At 61.3% G+C, this 21631-nt stretch carries 23 protein-coding genes and 1 pseudogene; 11 read left to right on the top strand and 13 right to left on the bottom strand.

The annotated features are described in order from the left end of the window. Positions 1-23 precede the first annotated feature (23 nt). On the top strand, positions 24-935 hold the full coding sequence (locus BZG29_RS15775) for an alpha/beta hydrolase (RefSeq protein WP_077404659.1): 912 nt from the start codon (positions 24-26) through the stop codon (positions 933-935). Between the two features lie 222 nt (positions 936-1157). Continuing rightward, positions 1158-2057: a hypothetical protein gene (locus tag BZG29_RS15780; protein WP_077404663.1), complete on the top strand. Its 900-nt coding sequence runs from the start codon at positions 1158-1160 to the stop codon at positions 2055-2057. Positions 2058-2197: 140 nt separating this feature from the next. Here BZG29_RS15780 and BZG29_RS28520 read toward each other — a convergent pair. Further along, a pseudogene (locus BZG29_RS28520) lies at positions 2198-2386 on the bottom strand (integrase core domain-containing protein); the annotation flags it as partial. A 263-nt stretch (positions 2387-2649) separates the two neighbouring features. Continuing rightward, positions 2650-3180: an SRPBCC domain-containing protein gene (locus BZG29_RS15785; protein WP_077404666.1), complete on the bottom strand. Its 531-nt coding sequence runs from the start codon at positions 3178-3180 to the stop codon at positions 2650-2652. 130 nt (positions 3181-3310) lie between these two features. Here BZG29_RS15785 and BZG29_RS15790 point away from each other — a divergent pair, with 130 nt between their 5' ends. Genes BZG29_RS15790 through BZG29_RS15805 form a run of 4 tightly spaced genes read left to right on the top strand, consistent with a single transcriptional unit; the run spans position 3311 to position 7970 of the window. Continuing rightward, complete coding sequence (locus BZG29_RS15790) at positions 3311-3745, top strand: MarR family transcriptional regulator (protein ID WP_077404669.1); 435 nt, start codon at positions 3311-3313, stop codon at positions 3743-3745. A gap of 56 nt (positions 3746-3801) precedes the next feature. Further along, positions 3802-5307: a DHA2 family efflux MFS transporter permease subunit gene (locus BZG29_RS15795; RefSeq protein WP_171985157.1), complete on the top strand. Its 1506-nt coding sequence runs from the start codon at positions 3802-3804 to the stop codon at positions 5305-5307. Between the two features lie 5 nt (positions 5308-5312). Then, entirely contained in the window at positions 5313-6779 is a 1467-nt protein-coding gene (locus tag BZG29_RS15800; RefSeq protein WP_077404675.1) for an efflux transporter outer membrane subunit, read from the top strand. 21 nt (positions 6780-6800) lie between these two features. Then, positions 6801-7970, top strand: coding sequence for an HlyD family efflux transporter periplasmic adaptor subunit (locus BZG29_RS15805; protein WP_077404678.1), 1170 nt, complete (start codon positions 6801-6803; stop codon positions 7968-7970). A 105-nt stretch (positions 7971-8075) separates the two neighbouring features. Here the strand turns inward: BZG29_RS15805 and fusA are convergent, their stop codons facing one another. After that, positions 8076-10184, bottom strand: coding sequence for an elongation factor G (gene fusA, locus BZG29_RS15810; RefSeq protein ID WP_077409131.1), 2109 nt, complete (start codon positions 10182-10184; stop codon positions 8076-8078). A gap of 344 nt (positions 10185-10528) precedes the next feature. Here fusA and BZG29_RS15815 point away from each other — a divergent pair, with 344 nt between their 5' ends. Further along, on the top strand, positions 10529-11587 hold the full coding sequence (locus tag BZG29_RS15815) for a phospholipase A (protein WP_077404682.1): 1059 nt from the start codon (positions 10529-10531) through the stop codon (positions 11585-11587). A 57-nt stretch (positions 11588-11644) separates the two neighbouring features. Here BZG29_RS15815 and BZG29_RS15820 read toward each other — a convergent pair whose 3' ends face one another. The 7 genes from BZG29_RS15820 to BZG29_RS15850 all read right to left on the bottom strand — a co-directional run bounded on the left by BZG29_RS15820 (position 11645) and on the right by BZG29_RS15850 (position 15873). Beyond that, complete coding sequence (locus tag BZG29_RS15820; RefSeq protein ID WP_070218341.1) at positions 11645-11842, bottom strand: hypothetical protein; 198 nt, start codon at positions 11840-11842, stop codon at positions 11645-11647. 152 nt (positions 11843-11994) lie between these two features. Further along, positions 11995-12243: a hypothetical protein gene (locus tag BZG29_RS15825; protein WP_077404685.1), complete on the bottom strand. Its 249-nt coding sequence runs from the start codon at positions 12241-12243 to the stop codon at positions 11995-11997. A gap of 99 nt (positions 12244-12342) precedes the next feature. Then, positions 12343-13266, bottom strand: coding sequence for a methyltransferase domain-containing protein (locus tag BZG29_RS15830; RefSeq protein ID WP_077404687.1), 924 nt, complete (start codon positions 13264-13266; stop codon positions 12343-12345). A gap of 296 nt (positions 13267-13562) precedes the next feature. After that, positions 13563-14213 (bottom strand): ankyrin repeat domain-containing protein, encoded by a 651-nt coding sequence (locus BZG29_RS15835; RefSeq protein WP_077404690.1) that lies wholly within the window; start codon positions 14211-14213, stop codon positions 13563-13565. A 16-nt stretch (positions 14214-14229) separates the two neighbouring features. Further along, a complete protein-coding gene (locus BZG29_RS15840) occupies positions 14230-15009 on the bottom strand; it encodes a TatD family hydrolase (protein WP_077404693.1) in 780 nt (259 codons plus the stop codon). An 82-nt stretch (positions 15010-15091) separates the two neighbouring features. Beyond that, positions 15092-15439 (bottom strand): hypothetical protein, encoded by a 348-nt coding sequence (locus BZG29_RS15845; RefSeq protein WP_077404696.1) that lies wholly within the window; start codon positions 15437-15439, stop codon positions 15092-15094. 47 nt (positions 15440-15486) lie between these two features. Beyond that, on the bottom strand, positions 15487-15873 hold the full coding sequence (locus BZG29_RS15850) for a VOC family protein (RefSeq protein WP_077404699.1): 387 nt from the start codon (positions 15871-15873) through the stop codon (positions 15487-15489). Between the two features lie 199 nt (positions 15874-16072). Between BZG29_RS15850 and BZG29_RS15855 the strand changes: the two genes are divergently transcribed. Then, a complete protein-coding gene (locus tag BZG29_RS15855) occupies positions 16073-16426 on the top strand; it encodes a hypothetical protein (protein WP_077404702.1) in 354 nt (117 codons plus the stop codon). 63 nt (positions 16427-16489) lie between these two features. On the opposite strand, the gene BZG29_RS15860 is transcribed toward BZG29_RS15855, so the two are convergent. Genes BZG29_RS15860 through mltG form a run of 3 tightly spaced genes read right to left on the bottom strand, consistent with a single transcriptional unit; the run spans position 16490 to position 19186 of the window. Next, the gene (locus tag BZG29_RS15860; protein ID WP_077404704.1) at positions 16490-17518 is read right to left on the bottom strand and encodes a DNA polymerase III subunit delta'; all 1029 of its coding nucleotides are present in this window, start codon (positions 17516-17518) and stop codon (positions 16490-16492) included. Positions 17519-17533: 15 nt separating this feature from the next. Further along, on the bottom strand, positions 17534-18175 hold the full coding sequence (gene tmk, locus BZG29_RS15865) for a dTMP kinase (protein WP_077404707.1): 642 nt from the start codon (positions 18173-18175) through the stop codon (positions 17534-17536). 24 nt (positions 18176-18199) lie between these two features. Then, positions 18200-19186 carry an endolytic transglycosylase MltG gene (gene mltG, locus BZG29_RS15870; RefSeq protein WP_077404710.1) on the bottom strand — a complete coding sequence of 329 codons (987 nt, stop codon included), beginning with the start codon at positions 19184-19186 and terminating at the stop codon, positions 18200-18202. 176 nt (positions 19187-19362) lie between these two features. On the opposite strand from mltG, the gene BZG29_RS15875 reads away from it, so the two are divergent. From BZG29_RS15875 to BZG29_RS15885, 3 genes are read left to right on the top strand one after another with little or no spacing between them, the layout of a single operon-like run. Continuing rightward, entirely contained in the window at positions 19363-20478 is a 1116-nt protein-coding gene (locus tag BZG29_RS15875) for a folate-binding protein YgfZ (RefSeq protein ID WP_077404713.1), read from the top strand. Between the two features lie 7 nt (positions 20479-20485). Continuing rightward, positions 20486-20776, top strand: coding sequence for a DUF4936 family protein (locus BZG29_RS15880; protein WP_077404716.1), 291 nt, complete (start codon positions 20486-20488; stop codon positions 20774-20776). After that, positions 20767-21504, top strand: coding sequence for an NRDE family protein (locus BZG29_RS15885; RefSeq protein ID WP_077404719.1), 738 nt, complete (start codon positions 20767-20769; stop codon positions 21502-21504). The genes BZG29_RS15880 and BZG29_RS15885 overlap by 10 nt, the downstream gene beginning before the upstream one ends. Positions 21505-21631: the final 127 nt, after the last annotated feature.

Consider the following 21631-nt stretch of genomic DNA (forward strand, 5'->3'; position numbering starts at 1 on the left):
TCTCTTCTCAAGCGAATTCCAGCATGCCTACCTCCTTGCCATCCTCCCTGATCGCCACCGCCCTGCTCGCCTCCGCCCACGGCGCCGTCGCCGTCCCCATGAGCCTGGACGATTACCTGGCCCTGAACGGCCCTCCGCCCACGGCGCAGATCGCCTATGGCCCCGCGCCGTCGCAATACGCGCAGCTGTTCCGGCCCGACGGCAGCGGACCGTTCCCCGTCGTCGTGCTCGTGCATGGCGGCTGCTGGACGGTGGCCTTCGGCGGCATCAAGCAGATGCGCAACGTCGCCGGCGCCCTCGTCGCGCAAGGCATCGCCGTGTGGAATGTCGAGTACCGCCGGGTCGACGAGCCGGGCGGCGGCTATCCGGGCACCTACGAAGACATGCACGCGGCGCTGGACAGCCTGCAGCAGCACGCACCCCAGTACCAGCTCGACACGAGCCGCATCCTCGCCATGGGCCACTCGGCCGGCGGCCAGCTGGTGCAATGGATCGCCGGCAGGGAAAAGCTGCCAAAGACCAGCCCCCTGTACCGCGACAAGTACTTGCCAGTAAAAAATATCCTGAGCCTGGGCGGCCTGGCCGACCTGCGCCATGAAAAGGAATTGATCAAGACCAGCTGCGAGCGCGACATCGCGCAACTGGCAGGCAGCGCCAGCACCGAGCGCCCCGACATCTACAGCGACACCAACGCCGCCGACCTGATCCCCAACGGCAGCCGCACCGTCCTGATCACAGGCGAGCTCGACACCATCTCCCCACCCCGCGTCGCGCACGACTATGCGGCCAAGGCCAAGCTGGCCGGCGACCATGCGGAGGTGCTGATCTTGCCCGGCGCCAGCCATTATGACGAGATTGCGGCGACGTCGAATGCCTGGGGGATGATTTTTCCGGTGGTGCGGGGGATGTTGGGGATGGCGGGTGGAAAGGTGTAGTAAACGAGCCAGCCTCCGCCTCAAGCCATATGGCAGGGCTGGCGAATAAGTTAAAGTCTGAGGATGATGGCAGCAGTCGGCCAGAAACTATCGTTCATTACGGGGTGACAATGTGTGAGTTTTATTGCTTGGCAATCCGTTATGCTTAGCGCCGCTATTAGCCAAGAGCAACCTTATAGAATAGTGTATACACATCCATTATATTTCTCAGTTTGACTCACCATGAATAAACATCACAAAATATCGGAAGCAATTGAAATTATAGCAACGCATAAAAATCAAATAATAAATCACATTGACAGTGCGTGGGGCGCTTGTGATTTCTCACTTTCCGAACCAAAGATCATTAAAAGCTTTGTGATGGATAAGGGTAAGGGAGTCGACTATTTAAATATAAATTTAGCTAAATTAATCAATGATTCGCAATCTAGGTTTGTCGTGAAATTTGGTGGCGTATATACGCATCAACGGCCGTATATAGTACGCACTCTAGGGAATAGCGCTAAACAGAAGGGGACAAATCCAACAGAGAAGTGCGAACTGGCAGACTTGCTGTGCTTACACGTATTCGTTGACAGCAAAAAGAATGTAATCACTTCTCAAGCCAGCTTCTTCCAAGCAAAAAAAACCGAAACTATTGATAATGCGACTCAGCGATGGCTTTACGACTTAGACGATAAATTTTCTTATGATGCGTCTTCATTTTGGGAAAATACTTCTTTAGGCACAGATCTCCGGACAATGCCTTCATGGGAAGAACAAAGGAGTAGCGCATTTCAATATCTTTTACTTCTGAACAACAAACCAAACGTTAGGTTGAGTCCTTGGAGCGTTGATCACAAACACAAATTTAGCTTTTTTCTGTACAGGTTGTTAACGTTTTCAGCTGGAAAAACTTATGATTATGCTGACAGATGCGACGGTGGATGGTCCTCTATCGTCAACGATGTCTTGCGGATGGGGGGAGGCGCGATAAAAGGTAAACTTAGAAATAGCCCAAATTTAGATGAGATAATCGACTATTTCAATGACTTTAGAAATCATGATAAACATGTCATGGATGCAAATGGTTCGGGTGTGCCTATGCTTCTCTCAATAGTGCAAGACACTGGAAACACGTAACATCCATCCACCCTCTCCTTGCACCGCTGGCCATTACGCAGTGATACAAGGAGCGATAAATTCAAGTTGACAATGATCTGCTAGGTAATTCCCTCACCAAAGATAATCCCCAATTTTTTAGAGCGCGCTAAAAGTAGAGGTTAAGCGGCCAAGGCGAGTTTCTGTTTCGAGGTGATACCACTAAGTGTCATATTGGGCCGGTCGTGATCATAAGTCCGCAGCCAGCGAGTTGCAAAATTCTGAATCTCATCGAGGATTTCAAACAAATGATGGGCCAGCCAGTCGTAGCGCACTGTTCAGTTATAGCGCTCGATGTGGGCGTTCTGTTGTAACCTGGGCGTTTAGGTTAGAATATTGCGTTGACCGATTGAATCCGCAGGCGGACGCAGACCTTCCTCAACCGCAAACTGCCAACGACAGCAAGAACAGGTCCTCGCCTCCAAAACAGGCTCCCCGGGCCCAGCGGGCCTGAAAAATGGCCAGGGCAAGGCGCGCGGGCGAAGACAGTACGCATGTACGGCGAGCCCAAGCAACGCAGCCATGGCCATTTTCTCAGGTCCGCGGCTCTGGCCCGCCGTTCAAAACAATACGCTCACTGAACACGCGCAAGGTACTGTGCCAGTTGGGCGAAGGTAGCCTTAAACCCCTGCGTCATCGACTCATGCCCTTCCAGGAAAGTCCGATGCTGCTCATCCGTCGCCTTATGCGGCGTCGACCGCAAAGTCATCGTCGTCTTGCCGTTTTCCTCGGTGAGGGTCATGGTATTGAACGACTCCAGTGGCCAGGTGGCGCTGACCGGGTGCTGCACGGCATTGCCCTGCTTGTCGGCAAACGACAGGATGGACACGATCTTTTCCGGCGCTTCGATCGCCTGGTAAGTGAACTTGCCCCACATCTCATAGCCATTGTCGGCACGCATGCCGTAGTGGAAGACTCCGCCCGGTTTGAGATCCAGCGCCAGCACGCTCAATTCGAAGCCGACGGGGCCCCACCATTGGGCCAGGCGTTCCGGCTCCACCCACGACTGGAACACCAGCTCGCGCGGCGCGTCGAAAGTTTGCGTGATGACAAAGTCGCTGCTGTCGCGGTGCTGTCCTTCCTGCTTCTGTTCTGCGGTGCTCATTGCGGTCTCCTGAGGGTGATGGACTGGCACTAATGTAACAGCGGCGTAGACAAACGGGAAGGCCTGTACGCCTGCCAAAGAGGCATGCTAAAATATTAGTTAGACACCTAACCATTAGACGACTCACTTTATGACTTCTATCGAAGAGCGCTTTTCCGCCGCCCTCCACAAGACGGCACGCGGCTGGCGCCATGCCATCGACCGGCGCCTGAAAGACCTGGACCTGGGGCAAGCAAGCTGGATGTGCATCGCCATGATCGCCAAGTCGCCCCAGCCGCCCTCGCAAAGCGAACTGGCGCACCAGTTGGGCGTGGAAAACCCCACCATGGTGTCGATGCTGGACCGGCTCGTGAAATCGGGCTTCGTGCAGCGCCAGCCGTCGGAAACGGACCGCCGCGTCAAGCTGGTGGTGCTGACCGAGGCGGGCCTGCAGGTGTATGACACCGTGCGCAAGGAAGCGGACGGCTTCCGCAAGGAGCTGCTGCAGGGCATTGACCCCGATCAACTGCGTGCCGCCACCGAACTGCTCGAAGGCCTGCAGGCTGCGACGGAGAAGTTTGCGTGACTTCCGTGACGACAGCGGCCCTTCCAGCCTCGCAAGACCCCAGCCTGAACCGGCGCATGATCACGATTTCGATCATGCTCGCCACCATCATCCAGGCGCTCGACGGCACCATCGCCAACGTCGCCCTGCCCCACATGCAGGGCAGCCTGTCCGCCTCGCAAGACCAGATCACCTGGGTACTGACCTCGTTCATCGTTGCCGCCGCCATCGCCACGCCCCTGACGGGCTGGCTGTGCGACCGTTTCGGCCAGAAAAACACCTTTCTTGTCTCCGTGGCCGGTTTTACGCTCGCCTCCGTGTTGTGCGGCTTGTCCGGCACCCTGTCCGAGATCGTCGCCGCGCGTCTGCTGCAGGGCGTGTTCGGCGCGGCGCTGGTGCCGCTGTCGCAGGCGGTCTTGCTCGATATCAATCCGCGCGAAAAGCACGGTTCGGCCATGGCCATCTGGGGCATGGGCGTGATGATCGGCCCCATCCTGGGACCGACCCTGGGCGGCTGGCTGACGGACAGCTACAGCTGGCGCTGGGTCTTCTTCATCAACATCCCCATCGGCGCCATGGCCTTCTACGGCATCTGGCGCTACATCCGCAAGGACCCGCCCAACCGCCGCATGAACTTTGACATGTTCGGCTTTGCCACCTTGAGCCTGTCGATCGGCGCGCTGCAGATGCTGCTGGACCGGGGCGAGCAGAACGATTGGTTTTCTTCCACGGAAACGTGGATCGAAGCCATCGTGCTGGCCATGAGCCTCTGTTATTTCATCGCCCACACGGCGCTGCGTCCGGCCGGCAAGTCCTTCCTCGACTACCGCCTATTGAAAAACTCGAACTATGTGAGCGGCTTGCTGTTCATCTTCATCGTCGGCATGGTGCTGTTCGCTACCCGCGCGCTGACGCCGTCGATGCTGCAAGGCTTGATGAACTATCCGGCGGCCATCGCCGGCCTCGTGACGGCGCCCAGCGGCCTGGGCACGATGCTGGCCATGCTGATCGTCGGCAGGCTGACGGGCAAGATCGATACGCGCATCCTGCTGGGCGTGGGTTTTTCCATTACCGCGTTTTCGCTGTGGCAAATGGCCAATTTCACGCTGGACCTGGTGCCGAAGACCGTCGTGTGGAACGGCATCATCCAGGGCATCGGCCTGGGCCTCGTCTTCGTACCGCTGAGCGCGGCCACGTTCGCCACCCTGTCGCCGCAGATGCGGGCGGAAGGCACGGCCATCTACAGCCTGGTACGCAATATCGGCAGTAGCATCGGCATCGCCCTCGTGCAAACCTTGTTGGTGCGCAATACGCAGATCGCCCATGCGTCCCTGACGGAACACATCAATATTGCCAACCCGGCCCTGCATGACCCTGGCATCGCCCAGGTGTTCGACCTGGGCACGAGCACGGGCATGGCGGCCCTGAATGGCGAAATCACGCGGCAGGCATCGATGATCGCCTATCTCGACGACTTCTGGCTGATGATGTGGCTGACCATCCTCGTGCTGCCGCTCTTGCTCCTGATCAAACCACCGAAGAAGAATGCGCCCGTCGTGGTCGACCACGCGGCCATGGAATAACCCTCATGCACACACCTATGAAACTCTCCCTGCGCATATTGGCGCTCAGTTTGTCGCTGGCCGGCTGCGCCAGCATGGCGCCCGACACGCAACAGTTGCCGCAGCAAGACCTGGCCACCGTGCAACTGGCGGCCGACATCCACCTGGCCAGCGAAGGCTGGCCCGCCGCCCAGTGGTGGCGCCAGTTCCAGGACGATCAGCTCAATCAATTGATCGAACAGGCGCTGGCCGCCAGCCCGAACCTGGCGGTGGCGAATGCCCGTATCGGCTCGGCCCTGTCCGCGTTTGACGCACAGCACGCGCAGCGCGGCCCCAGGATCGATCTGGGCGCGAATGCCAGCCGCCAGCGCTATTCGGGCAATGGCCTGATGCCCGCCCCCATCGGCGGCAATTACTACAACGAAGTCACGGTGGGCGTGCAAGCCCATTACGACCTGGACTGGTGGGGCAAGCACAAGGCGCAGATCGCCGCCAGCCTCGGTGAAGTCAATGCGCGGCGCGCCGAGTACGCGATGGCCGAACAGATGCTGGCGGCCGAGATCGCCCGCCACTATTTCAGCATGCAAAACGGCTGGGCACGCATGGACAACCTGCATGCGCTGGTGCAACTGCAGCAGCAACTGGTGCTGGACAAGGAAAAACGCATCGCCAACGGCCTCGGCGTCAGCGACGACCATCTGTCCGCGCAAACGCGTTTGAGCTTGCTGCAGCAGCAGATCGCCTTGCTGGAAACGCAGGTCGTCACGGAACGGGAAGCCTTGCGCGCGCTGTTGGGTGCGGATGCCTCGGCCCTGTCCAGCCTGCAGCCGAAACAGGCCCAGCCGCTGCCGCACGCCCTGCCCGGCAAGCTGGGCATGGAATTGCTGGCGCGCCGGCCCGACTTGCAGGCGGCGCGCTGGAGAGTCCAGGCAGCCATGAGCACAATCGAGGCGGCGCAGGCATCGTTCTACCCCGATATCGACCTGGGCGCCTCGTTCGGCCTCGATGCGATAAAACTGGGCAAGCTGCTGCAATCGGGCAGCCGCACCCTGTTCATCGGCCCGGCCCTGTCGCTGCCCCTGTTCGACAGCGGCCGCCTGCAGGCGCAGCTGGCTGGCGCGCGCAGCGAACGCAACGAGCTGATCGCCGACTACAACCAGAATGTCTTCCATGTCGTGCGCGACGTGGCGCAGGCGGGCGCCAGGGTGCAGGGCGTGGAAAACCAGCTGCGGCTGCAGCAGGAAAACCTGCGCGCCAGCGAAGCGCAGCTGCGCAACGCGAATGCGCGGCTCAAGCAAGGTCTGGCCGACCGCGCCACCCAGCTGAATGCGGAAATGACCGTGCGCGGCCAGGTGGACCTGGGCATGCAGCTGCAAAACCAGCGCCAGGACGCGGAAATCAGCCTGACCGTGGCACTGGGCGGCGGCTACCGGGGCAGCAGCGATTTTGCCGCCAGCGCCAACACCGTCACCACCGTCACCACCAAACAATAACCATCGATTACGGAACACACCATGAGCAGCGATACCACCTCCACCTCCGCACCCACCGACAACCCGGGCAAGCGCAAGGCCGTCCTGATCACCATCACGGCCGCCTTCCTCGTGGCTGGCGCGGCCTGGGCCGCCTACTATCAGCTGGTGCTGTCCAGGGAAGAAGTCACGGACAATGCCTACGTGGGCGGCAACCTGGTCACCCTTTCCGCGCAAGTGACGGGCAATGTCGACGCCATCCGCGCCGACGAAACGCAGATGGTGAAAGCGGGCGCCCCGCTGATCACGCTGAACGCCATCGATGCGGAGCTGGCCCTGAGCCAGGCGCAGGCACGGCTGGGCAACGTCGTGCGCCAGGAGCGCGAACGCTATGCCAGCGTGGCGCAGTACGACGCCGTCATCGAGCAGCGCCGCCTGGCCCTGGCCACGGCGCAGGGCAACCTTTCTCGCCGCGCGCCGCTGGCGGCGGACCAGACGATCTCGGGCGAAGACCTTGCCCATGCGAAACAGGCCGTCGACAATGCGAAAGCGGCCCTGACGGTGGCGCAGCGCCAGGCCGAGTCGGCCAAATCGGGCGTGGCGGGCGTGAACCTGGCCAGCCATCCAGCCGTGCTGTCGGCCAAGGGCGACGTGCTGCAGGCGTGGCTGGCCGTGCGCCGCAACGCCGTGGTCGCGCCCGTCTCGGGCTATGTCGCCAAGCGCAACGTGCAGCTGGGCTCGCACGTGACGCCGGGCGCGCCGCTGATGTCCATCGTGCCGCTCGATCAATTATGGGTCGATGCGAACTTCAAGGAGTCCGAATTGCGCAATATTCGCGTGGGTCAGGCGGCCACGATTGAAACGGACTTGTATGGCAGCAAGGTGGTCTACCACGGCAAGGTGCTGGGCATGTCGGCCGGCACAGGCAGCGCGTTTTCGCTGTTGCCGGCGCAAAACGCCACGGGCAACTGGATCAAGGTGGTGCAGCGCGTGCCCGTGCGCATCACGCTCGACCCGAAAGAACTGGCCGCCCACCCGCTGCGCATCGGCCTGTCGACCACGGTGACGGTCGATACCAGCCATGGCGAAGGGGCAACCCTGGACCAGCCGTTGGCGGCCAGCACGGTCTACACGACCCAGGCGCTGAGCCAGCCCGTGGATGAGGCGGAGAAGATGGCCGATGCGATTATTGCGCAAAACCTTGCCCATTAAACCGTCCGTTGAACTCAAGCGACATCCGGGGTCAGACCCGACGGGTCTGACCCCAGCCTTACTTTGCCTCATCAGCAGACACGCCCCTATCGAGCACCCGCTACGTTACTTCGCCTTCCCCGCCGCCGCCACCTGGTCCAGTATATGCTTGGGCACGGCCGCATAATGCTTGAATTCCATCGTGTAGGTGGCGCGGCCCTGGGTCAGCGAACGCAAGGTTGTCGAGTAGCCGAACATTTCCGCCAGCGGCACCAGGGCCTTGACGATGCGTCCCGCGCCGCCCGGGATGTCGTCCACGCCCTGCACCATGCCGCGCCGGGCCGTCAAATCGCCCATGACGTTGCCCATGAACTCTTCCGGCGTTTCCGCCTCCACCTGCATCATCGGTTCCAGCAGCACAGGGTGGGCTTTGCGCATGCCATCCTTGAAGGCGATGGAGCCGGCCATGCGAAACGCGTTTTCGTTCGAATCGACGTCGTGGTAGGAACCGAAGGTCAAGGTGGCCTTCACGTCGACGACCGGATAGCCGGCCAGCACGCCCGCCTTCAGGGTTTCGATGATGCCCTTGTCGACGGCGGGGATGAATTCGCGCGGCACCACGCCGCCCTTGATGGCGTCGACGAACTGGTAACCCGTGCCCGGTTCCAGCGGTTCGAGCTTCAGCACCACGTGGCCGTACTGGCCCCGTCCGCCCGACTGCTTGACGAACTTGCCCTCCACATCTTCCACCGCGCGCGTGATGGTTTCCCGGTACGCCACCTGCGGCTTGCCGACATTGGCTTCCACGCCGAATTCGCGCCGCATGCGGTCGACCAGAATTTCCAGGTGCAGCTCGCCCATGCCCGACATGATGGTCTGGCCCGACTCCTCGTCCGTATGTACCCTGAACGACGGGTCTTCCTGCGCCAGGCGGTTCAGGGCGATGCCCATCTTTTCCTGGTCCGGCTTGGTCTTGGGTTCGACCGCCTGGGAAATCACGGGTTCCGGGAAGATCATCTTTTCCAGCACGATGATGTGATCGATGGCGCACAGGGTGTCGCCCGTGGTGACGGCTTTCAGGCCCACGGCGGCGGCGATGTCGCCCGCATACACTTCCTTGATTTCCTTGCGCTCGTTCGCATGCATCTGCAAAATGCGCCCCAGCCGCTCGCGCGCGCTCTTGGTGGGGTTGTAGACCATGTCGCCCGAGTTCACCACGCCCGAATACACGCGGAAGAAGGTCAGCTGCCCCACGAACGGGTCCGTCATGATCTTGAAGGCCAGAGCCGAAAAATGCTCGTCGTCGGCCGGGTGGCGCTCCACTTCCTTGTCGTGCTCGTCGTGGCCCATGATGGGCGGCACTTCCATCGGCGACGGCAGGTATTCGATGACGGCGTCCAGCATCGCCTGCACGCCCTTGTTTTTAAAAGCGCTGCCGCACAGCATGGGCACGATTTCATTGCGGATGGTGCGCGCGCGCAAGGCTTGCTTGAGTTCCGCTTCCGTGAACGTGTCGCCATTCAGGTAGCGTTCCGTCATCTCCGTGGTGGCCTCGGCCGCGTGTTCGACCAGGTGCTCGTGCCACTCCTGCGCCTGCGCCAGCAGCTCGGCAGGGATGTCGCCATAGCTGAACTGCACGCCCTGGCTGGCGTCGTCCCAGGTGATGGCGCGCATTTTCAGCAGGTCGATGACGCCCGTAAAATGCTCTTCCGCGCCGATGGGCAGCTGGATGGGCACGGCCACGCCCTTCAGGCGCTCGGCGATCTGCTTGCGCACGCGCAAGAAATCCGCCCCCACCCGGTCCATCTTGTTGATGAAGGCGATGCGCGGCACGTGGTATTTGTTGGCTTGCCGCCAGACGGTTTCCGATTGCGGCTGCACGCCGCCGACGGCATCGTAGACCATCACGGCGCCGTCGAGCACGCGCATCGAGCGTTCGACTTCAATCGTGAAATCCACGTGGCCGGGCGTATCGATGATGTTGATGCGGTGTTCGGGGAAGTTGCCGGCCATGCCTTTCCAGAAGGCCGTGGTGGCGGCCGAGGTGATGGTGATGCCCCGTTCCTGCTCCTGCTCCATCCAGTCCATGGTGGCGGCGCCATTGTGCACCTCGCCTATCTTGTGATTCACCCCCGTATAAAACAGGATGCGCTCGGTGGTGGTGGTCTTGCCGGCGTCGATATGGGCGCTGATGCCGATGTTGCGGTAGCGCTCGATAGGTGTTTTGCGGGTCATCACAATCTCCATGGCTAGCCCGGCGCGCCAGTGTCAGCACCGGTTTTCCAGTGTAGCAGACATCGATTTGGGCGGCACGGCGGAGGGCCGTTTACCAAGCGCACAACACTGTCGGCCGCGCGCACGGTAGCCGCACGGGATAAACAAGGTAATCCGCTATACTTTCAACTTTATTAATCCAACAAAGATTAATCAAAATCAAAACGCACGGTGATTTATCGTGTAAGGCGACGCCGCCGGCATGCAGCCCAGGTGCGCACCGAACGACATGCCCCACTCAGCCTATGACTATCCGACTAAGAAAAATAATTCTCTCTTCCCTGCTGGCGTCCCCGGCGCTGGCCATGGCCGGCGAACTGGAACAGCAAATGCAGCGTTGCGCCGTGCTCGGTGACGCCAGCGCCCGCCTCGGTTGCTTCGACACCCTGGCCAAGGCGGCGGAAAAGGCCACCATCGCCGCCGGCGGCGACCCTGCCACGGCGGCCGTCACCCTGGCGGCAGCCGCCGAGGTCGCCCCCCTCACGTTTGTCAGCCCGCCTGGCGTGGCCACGCCGGACGCCGTCAACGCCGCCATTCCCGCCATCGCGCAGGCTGGCGCGGCGCCGCCGGAGGCGCCAATTTCGCGCACCCAGCAATCGTGGGAACTGAACGATGCCTCGAAGCGCGGCCTGTTCAACTTCCGCCCGCACCGCGACACTTATTTGCTGCTGGCCAACTACAGCGACGCCTCGAACGATGAACCGTTCCAGGATTTCACGCCGGGCGGCATCAAGAGCCAGCACGTGGAACTGACTTTCCAGCTGAGCTTCAAGATGAAGCTGCTGGAAGACATCGCCGGCACGCCCATCGACATGTGGTTCGGCTACACGCAGCAAAGTTTCTGGCAAGCGTATAACCGCAAGGCGTCGAGCCCCTTCCGCGAGACCAATTACCAGCCGGAACTGATGCTGGTCATGCCAATCAACAAGAATTTCGCGGGCATCGAATTCAATTACCTGAACTTCGGCCTCGTGCACCAGTCCAACGGCCAGACGTCGACCCTGTCGCGCAGCTGGAACCGCGTGTATGCCGAGCTGGGCATGGAGAAGGATAACCTGGCCGTCGCCGCGCGCGTCTGGCACCGCCTCGACAATAGCGCGGTCGACAATGACAATATCGACATCACCGATTATTTGGGACATGGCGACTTGCGCGTGAGCTACCGCAACAAGGGGCACGAGTACGCCGTGACGGCACGCCGCAATTTCAGCAAGAAGCATGGCTCCATGCAGGCCAGCTGGGCTTTCCCATTGAAAGCCAACCTGAAAGGCTATCTGCAGCTGTTTTCCGGCTATGGCCAGAGCTTGATCGACTACAACTATTCGCAGAAATCGATCGGCGCCGGCTTCATGGTCGACCTGTAAGCGGCACGGCAAACAAAAATGGCGCCGAGGGCGCCATTTTTTTATGGGAAAACCAGTTCAGTGCCGCCCGCCGCCCAGCACGCGGGCCGGCAGCATGACGATGGCGCGCAGCAATTCGAACACGCCTTCCACACCGATGCCGATCAAGCGGAATGGCAGCAACAGCAGCCAGGCCAGCGGATACAGCACGAGGGCCAGCAAGGCCAGGGGCCAGCACACCAGCAAGAGCAGCAGCCACAGCACGAATCCCAGCATTGCGTTCCCCCTCAAATGAAATGTGCGGAGCAAGCCGTGCTTGCCCCGCTACCGTGACAGCACTATAGTAAAGCGCCGCCGCGGCGGCAACGGCCATGCGATGAACTGCGCGCTGCGGGGATGAACGGTACGAAAACGGGAATGAACGGGGCTTATTGACCGACGCAAATCACTTTCGTGACGTATTCATGCGCATTCGGCTTCTTGCTGGTGGCCCATTTGATGGCCTGGTTGGCATCTTCGATGGTCATGATGGTGGCCTTGTCCTTCGACTTGATGAAGGACACGCCTTCAAACACGCCTTCCTTGCTGCGCATTACCTTGGCAAACACGGGCGGCCTGGTCTCGCCATCGCTGATTTTGTTCTGTTGCACGAGGTAACGCTGATCGATCTGTTCCATGATAGTAAAGCTGTCCAGTGGGTAAAAGACGGAATATACCCTGAATGGACAAACGCCGCAGGATGAAATCGCTGCGGCGTTGCCTTGAAATTAACGATCCTATGCGTAGACGGCGTTTTGTACTACCGGTTGCAAGTTGACATCGTAGATCACCTGCGCGCGGATCGACGCTTCCAGCGAGGGAATCGAACCGCCCGCGCGGTACTGGAAACTCACCTGCAGCACGTCGCCCGCCTTCACGGCGACCGGCGTGGCCAGCGGCAAGCACATGTAGTGGTTCAGCCAGTCGATGGTGGTCGAACGCTCGGGCACGACGGCCAGGATGTTCTTGGTGACGAAACGCAAGGCGTTCAAGGTGCCGCTGCGCTCGACGACAAACTTGCCGTCGAAGCCGAACACGCTGTCCGTCGGCTGGCTGAAGTCGATGATGCTGTACACGGACGGCGGCGCCAGTTCCTGCACCCCAGGATGGATGGCCGTAGTTTCCTGGAATTGCACGATGGGCGCATAAAAACCCTCGAAATCGTATTCCTGCTGCATCGGCTGCACGGCCATGATGACGGCCTCGGGCAGGAAGATGGGCAGCGGACCGCCAAAGCGGGCCAGGTAGCGGCGCTTGAACGATTCGATCACTTCCACCTGTTTTTCGCGCAGCATGCCGACATGGATCATTTCGCAAATGACCACATCGACGGGCTCCGGCGGCAGGTATTCAAAGGCGTCCGCGTGGACGACTTCGACTTTTTCACCGTTGGGGTTGAGCGCCAGCATCTTGCGCGCTTCCTTGACCATGTCCGGATTGAATTCCACGCACCACACCTTGTCGGCGCGCGCGGCCGCAAACCACGACAGCACGCCCGTGCCGCCGCCCAGTTCCAGCACCTTCATGCCGGGTTTTACCGCGTAATCGATCGCCGACTTGAACCCGTGCATGCGGTTCTGGTCCATCAACATATTGTGGTGGTAATGGACGGGGATAAATTGCCCCAGGTAACAACTCTCGATTTCTCGTTCATTCAGCATGTCTGTCCTCTTGGAGCCTGGCTCCGATGGCCGATCGGTTTTGTCATTCCAGAAAGCAGTGATATCGCACGGGCTGCGCGAGGGGCGGCGACAATACAGCCGGCGCCTGACGGTGATGTGATGACCCATGCGAGGTATCTCCTGATTAATGCGACATAATCATTATCGTTAATCGGCAGGGAGAACAAAGGGCTGAGGTGAGAGGCAATTCCATGCCAGTTTCAGCGCTGGCATGGAAAGTATTGAAATTAAAACATTATTTACATGTATTTATTGCACGTACTTATTGCATGTACTTATTTACGTGCCGCGCGCGCCTTCTGTGCCGCTTCGATGATGGCGACCACGCCGGGCTTGTCGCCCGCCTGGGCGAACTGCACGGCCGTCCAGCCATGGTCGCTTTTCAGGCTGGCGTCCGCGCCCCACGACAGCAGCAGCTTGACGGCACCCTCCTGGCCTTCGCGGGCGGCAAACATCAGCGGCGTGATATTCGCGGGGGCGCGCGCATCGACCATGGCGTCGCGGTCGAGCAGGATTTTCATGATGGGCAAGTCGCCAGCCGAGGCCGCATAGTGCAGCGCCGTCCAGCCGCTCTGGTTGACCTTGGCGCCCTTGGCCAGCAAGGCGTTCACGGCCTCCAGCTTGTGCTTGTAGGCCGCCATCATCAGCGCCGTGTTGCCATTGGCCGAGCGCGCTTCCAGGTCGATGCCGGGGGCGTCGAGCAGCAGCTTGAATACTTTATCGGCATCATCGCGCAGGGCCAGCACCAGCGGTATGTCGCCCCGCTGCGCGTCCGGCTGGTTCGGATTCATGCCTTCCGCCAGCATGCTGCGCACGCCGCTGTCGTTGTTGACGGAAACGGCGCGGAAGAAGGCGTCCGGTTCCGGCGCCGCGTGGCTGGCCGCCGCGCAGCACAGCAGCATCGCCAACGCGAGTTTTTTCATCATGTCTGACCTTAAGAAGTTATGGCAACTGATTGAATAACTTGAAGAAATTATCCGTCGTCTGGCGCGCCACCTGGTCCAGCGGGATGCCTTTCAAGGTCGACAGGTATTCCGCCACGTGGGCCACATAGCCGGGTTCGTTCATGCGGCCGCGGAACGGCACGGGCGCGAGGTACGGCGAATCCGTCTCGATGAGGATGCGTTCGAGCGGCACTTCCAGGGCCACGGCCTGCAAGTCTTTCGCGCTCTTGAACGTGACGATGCCGGAAAAGGAAATGTAGAAACCCATGTCGATGGCGGCGCGCGCCACTTCCAGGGATTCCGTAAAGCAATGCATGACGCCGGCCACGCCGCCGTCCGACACGCCCGCGCCCTCTTCGCGCATGATGCGTATGGTATCTTCGCTGGCCGCTCTTGTGTGGATAATCAAGGGTTTACGGGTGATTCTTGAAGCTTTGATGTGCGTGCGGAAACGCTCGCGCTGCCACTCGAGGTCGCCCGTCAGGCGGAAATAGTCGAGGCCCGTCTCGCCGATGGCGATGATCTTCGGATGGTCGGCCAGCCGGACCAGGTCTTCCACGGACGGCTCAGGCGTATCCTCGTAGTCGGGATGCACGCCGACGGAAGCAAAGATGTGCGGATACTGCTCGGCCAGGGCCAGCACCTGCGGGAAGTCCGGCAAGTCGACGGACACGCACAGGGCATGGGTCACCTTGTTCTCGGCCATCTTGGCGAGGATCTCGGGCATGCGAGCAGCCAGCTCGGGGAAATTGATATGGCAATGGGAATCGATATACATAAGGCGGGATTGTACCGGAGCGGGCGGAATCTGGCAGGGGGAAGGCGCAAATCCGCCCTGCCGCCGACTGCGCCCCCATCCCTCAGGCAAATTCCTCGAAGGGCAGCGGAATCGGGGAAACGAGGAATGACACGCCATCCCGCTCCTGCTTGACGTGCCAGATGACGATGCCTTGCGTAGGGACGCGCATGGACAGGGGAAACACGAACGGCGGCAGCCACAGCAGCTCGACCTCGCCATCGCCCTGCCAGCCCAGCGCGTAAAAATGACGGCTGGCTTCGTCGATGTAAGGCAAGGCTTGCTCGCGCATTCCCAGCACGGCTTCCGGCGCCAGCGCAAATTGGCGGCAATCGATGTGCTCGTAGCCATACGCGTGGAAGGCGCGCATCTTTTCCGGTGCATAGTCAATGACTTTGCTCGGGTAGCTCATGTATTTTCTTTCATACTCGTGTGCGCTCCTGCCAGCGCGTGCGCCGCCTACTGTCCCTCCGGCGGCTGCCACAGCTCCACCTTGTTGCCCTCGGGATCGATGACCCAGCCGAACTGGCCATATTCGGAGTCGGGCGCCTTTTCCAACACGTTGCAACCTTCGTCGCGCAGGGCTTGCAGCAGCGCGTCGAGGTCGTCGACGCGGTAGTTGATCATGAAGGAGGCCTTGCCGGGTGCGAATTGCTCGCTGTCCCTGGCCGCGACGGACCAGATGGTGGTGCCGGCGCTGGGTTTGCCGTCGGCGTCCGTCCAGGTGAAGGCGGCGCCGCCCCACGGCTGCACGTCCAGGCCCAGGTGACGCTGGTACCAGGCGCGCAGCGCGGCCGGGTCTTGCGCGTGGAAAAAGATGCCGCCGATGCCAGTGACTCGTTTCATTTGACGCCTCCGGTGCGGCGCAGCCGCGTGGTTTGCAAGGATGACTGACTGTAACACCGCGTTCCCGGCATGGCAAACGGACTTGGCCGGGGAAGTGGCCGGCCTTGACTTCCATGGGTAGGCAAAAATATTATCAAGATGTATAGTAGCTTGCCGATGCGCAACCATGGGGTTACGCGCGGAACCGTGGAGAGTGTTCATGCTGAAAGTTGCCGGCCCTTTGATACTGTTGGCCAGCCTGGCCCTGACAGCGCATGCGCAAGACAAGCGCGATGCGCCGAAGGCCATCCCCGATGCGGGCCTGTGCCAGCCCGTCTGCGCCTCGGCACGCCAGGATTGCCGCGCGCAAGCGCAAGGCGCCACGGAAAACGATACCAGCCCCATGCTGTCGATGAAGCCGAGCAGCAATCCCTACGTTGCCGCCGGCAAAGAGGCCGGTGCGCAAGCGGAGCAATTGCGCCCGACCGAGGCCCAGGCCTTCCGCGCCCGGCGTGCCGAGCGCCAGCAAGCGTGCGAAGTACAGTACCGCAGTTGCACGCGCACCTGCGGCTAAGTCATTCCGAACCGGCAAAGCAGCGCACAATCCAGATTAACTTCGCAGCACAAGTGTTTGATTTTATTGGCAGCTTGAGGCGTAGTCGAGCAGCATGTCTTCCAGGAACAGCTTGGGCGACAAGGGATGTTCGGCAATCGCCCGGCGTTCGTTGGCGGCCTTGATGGCGGCCATCAAACGGCTGACGTTGATGCGTCCCGCCAAGGCTTCCAGTTCGCGCCGGTGGCGCGGGTAGTAGCGGATGGTGCCGGACAGCTTGACGGAAAACACGTCGTACAACCAGCGCTGCAAGGAAGCGACCAGCGGCGCCAGCGGAGACTTCTGTAATTTGTCCGCCGCTTTCAGGGCCGCTTCCACGCCAGGGTTAGCCAAGACTTGCAACAATTGTTCCGTTTCCTCGCGACCACCAGATTCGGACTGAGCCAGCGCAGCCAGCGGCGCGCCTCCCTGCTCGCGCAGCCAGCTGTCCGCATCGTTCAAGCCTTGTTGCTTGAGCCACGTCAAGGCTTGCTCATGGCTGGGCATCGGCAAGGCGAACTTGCGGCAGCGCGACAAAATCGTCGGCAGCAATCGGTCCAGGCTGTTCGAGGCCAGCAGGAACAAGGTGCCCGGCGGCGGCTCTTCCAGCGTCTTCAGCAAGGCGTTCGAGGCGGGCGTGTTCAGCGCCTCGGCCGGGTACAGCACCACCACGCGCAAGCCTTGGCGGTGCGTGGAAATGTTCATGAAGTCGGCCAGGTTGCGGATCTGCTCGATCTTGATGTCTTTCGACGGCGTCTTGGTCTTGGCGCTTTTCTTCGCGCCTTCGCCCTCTTCGCCGTCGTCCGCCACGTCGTCTTCCAACGCTTCCGGACGGACCCGGCGGTAATCGGGATGGTTGCCCTGGCTAAACCAGCCGCACGAGGCGCAGGCGCCGCAGGCATGGCCGTCGGCGCGCACGTCTTCGCACAGCAATGCCTGTGCGAAATGCTCGATGAAGTCGGCCTTGCCGATGCCTTGCGCGCCATGGAACAGGATGGCGTGCGGCATGCGCGGGCGCAAGGCTTGCAATTGCTGCCAGGCGTCCTGTTGCCACGGATAGAGAGAGCTTGTCATATTATTCTTTGTCAATCAACGTGTTGCAACACTTTGTTCGAGCAGTACATCAAGCAGCTTTGCCAGTTGTACCTGGATGTCGGCAATGCTTTGCGTGGAATCGATGATGCGGAAGCGTTCCGGGAACTGGGCCGCGCGGCGCAGGTATTCGTTGCGCGTGGCGGCGAAGAAGTCCGCCTGCTCCTGCTCGAACTTGTCGAGCGCACGCGTGGCATCCAGGCGGGCACGGGCCACGGCCAGCGGCACGTCGAACAGGAACGTCAGGTCCGGCTGCAGGTGCGGGTGCACCCACGCTTCCAGTTGCTCCATCTTGCGCAAGTCCATGCCGCGCCCGCCGCCCTGGTAGGCGAAGCTGGCATCGCTGAACCGGTCGGAAATGACCCATTCGCCGCGCTCGAGCGCGGGCGCGATGACTTGCGCGATGTGTTCGCGGCGGCTGGCGAACATCAGCAAGGCTTCCGTTTCCAGGTGCATCTTTTCATGCAGCAGCAGTTCGCGCAGCTTTTCGCCCAGGCTGGTGCCGCCCGGTTCGCGCGACGAGACGAGGGTCACGCCCCGCTGTTGCAGGTAGTCGGTGACAAAGCCGATATGCGTCGACTTGCCCGCGCCATCGATGCCTTCGAAGGTGATGAAGCGGGGTTGATAGTGTGGTGTCATGAAACTCTTGATCTGATAATGATATTAGCGCTGGTACTGGTTCACGGCGCGGTTATGGTCGGGCAAGTTGGCCGAGAACTGGCTGGTGCCGTCGCCGCGTGCGACGAAATACAGCGCCTGCGTGCGGGCCGGCGCCAGCGCCGCCGTCAGCGATTGCGCGCCAGCCAGGGCGATCGGCGTGGGCGGCAAGCCGCCGCGCGTATAGGTATTGTACGGGGTGTCCGCTTCCAGGTCGCGTTTGCGGATCTTGCCCTGGTAGTTGTCGCCCATGCCATAGATCACGGTCGGGTCCGTCTGCAGCAGCATGCCTGTTTTCAGGCGGTTGACGAACACGCCGGCGATCATGGCCCGCTCGGACTTTTGTCCCGTCTCCTTTTCCACGATGGAAGCCATGATCAGCGCCTCGTACGGGTTTTTATACGGCAAGGCCGGGTCGCGCTTGTCCCACGCTTCGGACAGGCGGCCGATCATGGCCGCGTGCGCCTGCCTGAAAATCTGCATTTCGCTGGCGCCCTTGGCGAACAGATACGTGTCCGGGAAGAACAAGCCTTCCGGCAGCACGTATTCCGGGCTGATCTTCGCCATCAGTTCCTTGTCGGACAGGCCCACGGTATCGTGCTTGAGACCGGCATGGCTGGCCATCGCCATGCGCATCTGCCTGAAGGTCCAGCCTTCGATGATGGTCAAGGACTCTTGCGCGAACTCGCCGCGCGCCAGTTGCGTAATCAAACGCTGCGGCGTCGTGCCCGGTTTCAGCTCGTAGGAACCGGCCTTGATCTTCGACGTCTTGCCTTCGATGCGCGCCAGCATGTTGAACAGGATGGGCACGATGGGAACGCCCGCGTCCGCGATCTGCTGGCCGGCCGCATGCGCGCCGCTGCCGGGCGCGATCGTAAACGGAATCGCTTCGCCGTCCGTGGTGATGGGCTGCTGCGCCCAGTACACAAAAGTACCACCGACGCCGATGGCGGCGATGACCGAGCTGACTACAAGTTTTTTAAAGAAAGCCATTGTTCCGATTCTTGTGATGCGGGCGCTGATGGCCAACGTCCGCTTGTTATGATCGTTCATTTGTGAAGCAAGTACGCGCAAAGCGGCGCCAACACTGGCAATCTTGCCGCTGCCGACGCAATCTGCGCGACATCACTATAATGAACCCGTAATGATAATGCTTAATCGCTGATCTAATGGAAATTATGAATAACTGGAATCAATTTTTAACCGCCCAAGGCGCCCGCCCCGCTGCCATCGATGGCGCGCCTGACGGCACCGCCCCCATCGCCGCCGCCCCTATCGCCGACTTCGGCCAGTCCCTGACAGTGTCCCAGCTACAAGAAGGTTTTGTCGCGGCCATCACGGACCAGGGCTTGATCGGCTTGAACGGCGACGAGGCAGCCAGTTTCCTGCACGGCCAGCTGACCAACGACGTGGAACACCTGAACCAGGAGCAAGTGCGCCTGGCCGGCTACTGCACGCCGAAAGGCCGGATGCTGGCCAGTTTCCTGATGTGGCGCAACGCCACCACCATTTATCTGCAATTGCCGCGCGCCATACAGCCAGCCATCCAGAAGCGGCTGCAGATGTTCGTGCTGCGCGCCAAGGCCAAGCTGCACGATGCATCCGGCGACGAAGCGAACCAGGTCGTCCTGGGCCTCGGCGGCAAGCAAGCCATCGCGGCCCTGTCCGCCTGGTTCCCCGCCCTGCCCGCCACGCCGTTCAGCAAGGTCGAACACGTTTCCGGCACCCTGCTGCGCGTGGCCGACGCCTTCGGCAGCCCCCGCTATGAATGGCTGACGTCGGCCGCCACGGCGCGCGACGCGTGGACGCCATTGACGACACAGCTGGCCAAGGGCGGCAATGACGCCTGGCAATTATCGGACATCCACGCGGGCATCCCGCAGATCACGGCCGCCACGCAAGAGCAATTCGTGCCGCAGATGGTCAATTTCGAGCTGCTGGGCGGCGTCAATTTCAAGAAAGGCTGCTACCCGGGCCAGGAAATCGTCGCGCGCAGCCAGTACCTGGGCAAGCTCAAGCGCCGCACCACCCTCGTCAGCATTGCCGATGCATCCGTCGTCGCCGGCGGCGAACTGTTTGCCGTCAGCGACCCCGAACAGCCTTGCGGCATGGTCGTCAACGCGGCGCCCAACGGCGACGGCGGCATCGACGCCCTCGTCGAAATGAAGCTGGGGGCGATAGCAGAAGGTTCAAGCGCCGCCGGCGCCGTGCGCTACGGCTCGGCCCAGGGCGCCGCCGTGCAGTTCCTGTCCATGCCTTACGTGCTCGACGCACTCGACTTGTGAGAATGCAATGAAAGATCTGTACGTTTACTATCAGGTAAAAGAAGAGCACGCCCAAGCGCTGGAAGCGCGGGTGCGCGCCCTGCAAGGCAAGCTGGCGGCTGCTTCCGGCGTGGCGCCGCAACTCAAGCGCCGTCCGGAAGCCAAGGACGGCTTGCAGACGTGGATGGAAATCTACCCCGTCGTCGGCGAAGGCTTTACGGAACTGCTGGCCAGCGCGGCCGAGGAAGCGGGTTTGCTGTCCCTGACGGCTGGCGCGCGGCATACGGAAGTGTTCATGGATTTGCCCCCATGTGCCTGATCGTTTTTGCCTGGAAAGTCAATCCGCACATCCCGCTGATTGCCGCCGCCAACCGCGACGAATTCTATGAACGCGCCAGCGCCCCCGCCGGCGCCTGGCCCGAGCACCCGCAAGTGTATGCGGGCCGCGACCTGCAGGCGGGCGGCAGCTGGATGGGCATCACCCAGGCCGGCAGCGGCAGCTCGCGCTTTGCCGCCATCACGAATATCCGCAGCCCGCAAGACCGCAACCCGGACGCCCCCTCGCGCGGCGCCCTGGTGGCCGACTATCTGGCCGGCGACATGTCGCCGCAAGACTACATCGCGCAAATCCGCCCCGGCTGCAAAGCCTACAACGGTTTCAACCTGGTGCTGGGCGACGCGGATACCCTGATCTGGTTTTCCAACCGGGGCGACGGCGATGCACGCAATGGCCAGCCCTTGGAGCCGGGCATCTACGGCCTGTCGAACGCCCTGCTCGACGCGCCGTGGCCGAAGGTGCTGAAAACCAAGGCTCAGTTCGCCAGCCTGCTGTGCCAGGGCGCGCCCGACGAAGCGTACTTCGACATGCTGGCCGACACCACGCGCGCGCCCGACTTCCGCTTGCCGGACACGGGCGTGCCGCTCGACCTTGAACGCGTGCTGTCCGCCGTCTGCATCGAAACGCCGGGCTACGGCACGCGCACCTCCACCGTCGTGAAACTGTTCCCGGACTCTCCCGGCGAATTGCACGAGCTGGTGATTCAGTAATTGCTGCGGGGCCGGCACCGTCCGGCTCCGCCCTGTTTCCCCCATCCATTCCCTCCCGCGCAGCTTTCTTGCCTTGCAAAATATCGTTCGCACAAAAAAAGAAAGCGCTTGCGCAAGCGCTTTCTTT

It is taken from the genome of Janthinobacterium sp. LM6, assembly GCF_002002885.1.
GTDB lineage: Bacteria > Pseudomonadota > Gammaproteobacteria > Burkholderiales > Burkholderiaceae_D > Janthinobacterium > Janthinobacterium kumbetense.